The following is a 5,000-nucleotide window of genomic DNA, read 5'->3' as shown; positions in this document are numbered from 1 at the left end:
GGCTTTTATACCAAAAATGCGGTAGAAAAAGGGTTTGTAGATGTAGACTGGTTTACCTACGATTATGATGGACCGAAGGAAACACTTTATACACTACCTGTAAATTTAATAAATTTTACAGCAGTTGTAGCAAATACTAGTAATCGTATAAATTGGATGACGACTAATGAAATAAATAATGCCTACTACACAATAGAACGTTCTAGTGATGGCATTAATTACAGTTTAATGAATACTGTACAAAGCAATACTAGTAACGGTTTGCAGCATAGTTACGAATTGTATGATTATGCCCCTAATGTTGGTATCAATTTTTATCGGTTAACACAATTTGACAAGGATGGGAAATCTCAAATATTAGGTACAAGAACATGTACTTTTAGGCAATTGGGCAGTGCTAGTGCGAAACTTTACCCAAACCCAAATACTGGAAATTTGTACTTACAATTAAGCGGTTATTCTGGTACACAAGTTTCAATAACCATAAATGATATTAATGGTAAAGTTGTGTATAAAACCAACCTTAATACCACCACAAATTCATACACATACCCAATATTGCTGCAAAATAGATTAGCAAGTGGTCAGTATACAGTAGTAGTTAATGGTATTGGGCTAAAGGCAGTTTCTAAGATAATTATACAATAGTTTATTTTAAGTAAATCGCTCTTATTTCGTTACCTATTGACAAACATTTCAGGGTAAATTATATATCACCATTTTGAACTAAAAAATTATAAAAATAATGATAAAATCCTTTCAGTTACTAGTAGTGCTTTTAACAATAGCAGTTGTAAACACCTATGCACAAAATCCCATTTTAAAAGGATGGGCTGACCCAGCTATGCGCATTTACAATGGCAAAATGTATATGCTAGTAGGCAAAGATGAAGGCCCCGAAATAAAAAAATTCACAATGCCTTATTGGGGCATTTATTCTTCTAGCGATTTAATCAATTGGAAAGAAGAATGTATTATAGATCCCAAAGATAGTTACTTGGGTAAAGGCTATAAAGCCTGCTGGGCTGGCGATTTAACCGCAAAAGACGGTAAATACTACTGCTATTTTTCAGAAGGTGGCGAGGCAACTGGCGTTTTGGTAGCAGATAAACCAGAGGGGCCTTATGTAGATGTTTTAAAAAAATCAATGATTCCAAAAGAGTTCTCTGATAATAAAGAATACGATGCCACTGCATTTACGGATGATGATGGTACCAAGTATATTATTTATGGCCGTGATGGTGTTTTAGCAGATAAACTTATCCATTACCAAATAGCAAAATTGGGTAATGATATGCTATCGCTTGGCGATGCCCCTAAAGATATTATTACGAAAAATAAATATGGTTTTGGCCTAGAAAACAGAGCCAGAGATCATAGCTATTTTCACAAGCATAATGGTATTTATTATATTAGTTGTGCTAATGTTTATGCTACTTCTACAAATATTTATGAGCCATATTCAAACCTTAAAAATGCAGGTGGTGACCCTGGTAGCCATAGCAGTTTTGGCGATTTTAATGGTCAGTCTTATTTATCTTGGGAAAATACTTGTGATCCCTTTGGCAATAGAATGTATCGCCAAGTGATGATGGCGTATTTGCATTATAAAGACAATGGCGATATGATAATAGATGAAAACTTTACAAAAAAGGGTAAATACTATGCAAATGGTGTAGGTAGCTATAATGCCAATTGGGATACAATTCAGGCAGAATGGTTTTTTAAGAAATCAGATATAGCCATTAAAAAAGAATGCCCTGCTGGCGGGTTTGAAATACAAAATTTAACCAACAATAGCTATCTTAATTTTCCTAATGTAAAAGACCTGAAAGTTAATCCAACTATCAACTTTAGCGTTTCTACAGAAAGTAAAAATGTTACTATAGAAGTTCATGCAGACAGCCCAACTGGTACTTTATTGGGTACTTGTGCTGTGCCCAAAACTGGTTCGTTTGCCAACTATAAAACTGTTGCTTGCAGCCTAAAAAACACAGCGGAAACAACTAATTTATATTTTGTAATTAAAGGCGGTAAAGGTGATTTAGTGCATATGGATTCATTTAACTTCTCAAAATAAAATAGATTTATTGCTAGTATGAAAAAGAAAAATATGGTGTATGGTATTGTAGCTTTTTTAGCAATACTATGCAGTAAAGTATTTGCACAAAATCCTATTATTCAAGGCTATGCCGATCCTGCAATACGGGTTTATAATGGCAAAATGTATATGGTTGTAGGTAAAGATAAAAGCCCAGAAACAAAAGGCTTTAGTATGCCTTATTGGAGTATTATTTCCTCAACTGATTTGATGCACTGGACTAAAGAATGCGATATCGACCCTAAAGATTCTTATCTAGGTGCTGGTTACACAGGTTGCTGGGCAGCAGACTTAAGCTTTAAAGATGGCAAATACTATTTATATTTTTCTAATGGTGGCGAAGCTACAGGCGTGTTTGTGGCCGATAAACCTAGTGGGCCATTTGTAGATGTTTTAAAAAAGCCAATGATTGATAAAAGCTATTCAACCAATCACGAATACGATCCCACAGCTTTTGTAGATGATGATGGGCAACATTACCTTACGTTTGGCAGAGATGGACAACTGGGTAAAGAATTACTGCACTACCAAATAGCCAAGCTAAGTAATGATATGGTATCGCTTGATGGAAAATCGAGAGATTTAATAACATCACAACCTTATGGCTTTGGTAATGCTAATCGAGCCAGAGACCACAGTTATTTTCATAAATACAACGGTATTTACTACCTAAGTTGTGCTGGTGAGTATATGAGTTCAAAAAACATTTATGGTCCATTTGAGCATTTACGTAAAACAGGTCAAAACCAAGGTCATACAAGCTTTTCAGAATATAATGGGCAAACGTATCATGCTTGGGAATGGACTTGTGACCCCTACGGTGTAAGAACTTACAGGCAAGTAATGATGACCTACTTGCACTACAAAGATAATGGCGATATGGTAGATGATTTAAACTTCATTCAATCTGGTAAATATTATGCAACTGGCGTAGGTAATTATAGTGCCGCTTGGGATACTATTCAAGCAGAATGGTACTTTAATAAATCAACTTCTGTACTTAAAAAAGATTGTCCAAATGGTGGGTTCGAAATACAAAATTTAACTAACAATAGCTTTTTAAATTTCCCTAACGTAAAAGACTTAAAAGCCAATGCTACTATCAATTTTTATGTTTCATCTGTAAATGGTGGCGGCAAAATTGAAGTACGAAAAGATAGTCCATCAGGTACCTTACTAGGTACTTGTAATATTCCTAAAACTGGGTCATTTGCCAATTATCAAATGGCAGCTTGTACACTAAAAAATACTGCTAATTCGTCTAATTTGTTTTTTGTTTTTAAAGGTGCAAAAGGCGAATTAGTAAGGTTAGATTGGTTTAATTTTTCTAAATAAAATATGATTATGTTGAAAGCGTTTATTGGGTTTTTATTAGTAGTTGTTAGTAGCCAAGTGCAAGCTCAAAACCCTTTATTTAAGGGCTATGCTGATCCTGCAATGACAGTGCATGATGGTAAAATGTACATCCTAGTTGGGAAAGATAAAAGCCCTACTGAGAAAGATTTTATTATGCCTTATTGGTCAATTTTTTCATCTTCTGATTTAATGAATTGGACAAAGGAATGTGATATAGACCCAAAAGATACTTATTTGGGTGCTGGCTATAATTATTGCTGGGCTGGTGATATTTCTTTTAAAAATGGCAAAGTGTATGTCTATTTTTCCGAGCATGGCGAAGCCTCTGGTGTGGTGGTAGCAGATAAGCCAAGTGGGCCTTTTATTGATGTGTTAAAAAAATCGTTGTTACCCAAAGAAATGTCTATCAATAAAGAGTACGACCCTACTGTTTTTGCAGATGATGATGGTAATAATTATTTAATTTTTGGAAGAGATGGAAGGCTGGGTAACAATTTGCTGCATTATCAAATTGCTAAGCTAAATAAAGATATGATTTCATTGGCCGAGCCACCGCATGATTTAATATCATCTATGCCAAATGGCTTTGGTACTATTATCGTAAAAAAGAAAAAAGAAGGTGTTGGTAATGATTCGACTTTCATAGCACAAGATCATCAGTATTTTCACAAACACAATGGTATTTATTATTTAAGTAGAGATGTGTCTTACGAAACTTCTAATAATATTTTAGGCCCCTATTCTAATCGTAGAATGGTAGGCAAAAATGCAGGTCATGCAAGCTATAGCGAGTTTAATGGACAAACATACAATGCTTGGGAATTTACTTGCGAACCCTTTGGAAATAGAGTCTATCGACAAGTAATGATGACCTATTTGCATTATAAGGATAATGGCGATATGGTGAGTGATGCCAACTTTATTCAGGGTGGTAAATACTATGCAACTGGTGTAGGTAATTATAGTGCTACTTGGGATACAATTCAAGCAGAATGGTACTTTAATAAATCGACTTCTGTAGTTAAAAAAGATTGTCCAAATGGTGGGTTTGAAATACAAAATTTAACTAACAAAAGTTTTTTAAATTTCCCTAATATCAAAGACTTAAAAGCTAATGCTACCATCAATTTCAATATTTCATCTGTAAACGGTGGCGGCAAAATTGAAGTGCGAAAAGATAGTCCATCAGGTACTTTATTAGGCACTTGTAATATTCCTAAAACAGGTTCATCTGCTAATTATCAAATGGCATCTTGTACACTTAAAAATAATACTGAAACTACCAATTTATTTTTTGTATTTAAAGGTGCTAAAGGCGAATTAGCAAGACTGGATTACTTTAATTTTTCTAAATAATAGTTATGAAAATAGTAACAAAAATCGGGCATGTTACATGGGTTCTAATATTGATAGCTCTAATGCCTAATGGTTATTTAAACGCTCAAAAAAACGCTAACCCAAAGTCAACAACTAAGCCAAATGTTATCGTGATAATAGTAGACGATTTGGGCAGTGGTGATGTAAGTTCACTTTTCAGGACGGT

Annotated in this window: 5 protein-coding genes; all 5 read left to right on the top strand. The window is 34.4% G+C overall.

The features are described 5' to 3' along the window. On the top strand, positions 1 to 648 hold a 648-nt coding region (locus ACT9TX_RS18230; protein ID WP_481340508.1), incomplete at its 5' end, for a T9SS type A sorting domain-containing protein. Positions 649 to 745: 97 nt separating this feature from the next. Next, complete coding sequence (locus ACT9TX_RS18225) at positions 746 to 2,080, top strand: family 43 glycosylhydrolase (protein WP_481340506.1); 1,335 nt, start codon at positions 746 to 748, stop codon at positions 2,078 to 2,080. Positions 2,081 to 2,098: 18 nt separating this feature from the next. After that, positions 2,099 to 3,436 (top strand): family 43 glycosylhydrolase, encoded by a 1,338-nt coding sequence (locus tag ACT9TX_RS18220; RefSeq protein WP_481340504.1) that lies wholly within the window; start codon positions 2,099 to 2,101, stop codon positions 3,434 to 3,436. 9 nt (positions 3,437 to 3,445) lie between these two features. Next, positions 3,446 to 4,813 carry a family 43 glycosylhydrolase gene (locus ACT9TX_RS18215; protein ID WP_481340502.1) on the top strand — a complete coding sequence of 456 codons (1,368 nt, stop codon included), beginning with the start codon at positions 3,446 to 3,448 and terminating at the stop codon, positions 4,811 to 4,813. Positions 4,814 to 4,818: 5 nt separating this feature from the next. Continuing rightward, positions 4,819 to 5,000: hypothetical protein (locus ACT9TX_RS18210; RefSeq protein ID WP_481340500.1), on the top strand; the 182-nt coding region annotated here is incomplete at its 3' end.

The sequence above is a fragment of the Parasediminibacterium sp. HNIBRBA5674 genome (assembly GCF_056745525.1).
This window is presented reverse-complemented; position numbering and strand designations above follow the sequence as displayed.

What these genes read in the sequence shown, in the direction of transcription:
- ACT9TX_RS18225 (WP_481340506.1), top strand. Translation starts at nt 746, where the DNA reads ATGATAAAATCCTTTCAGTTACTAGTAGTGCTTTTAACAATAGCAGTT.
- ACT9TX_RS18220 (WP_481340504.1), top strand. Translation starts at nt 2,099, where the DNA reads ATGAAAAAGAAAAATATGGTGTATGGTATTGTAGCTTTTTTAGCAATA.
- ACT9TX_RS18215 (WP_481340502.1), top strand. Translation starts at nt 3,446, where the DNA reads ATGTTGAAAGCGTTTATTGGGTTTTTATTAGTAGTTGTTAGTAGCCAA.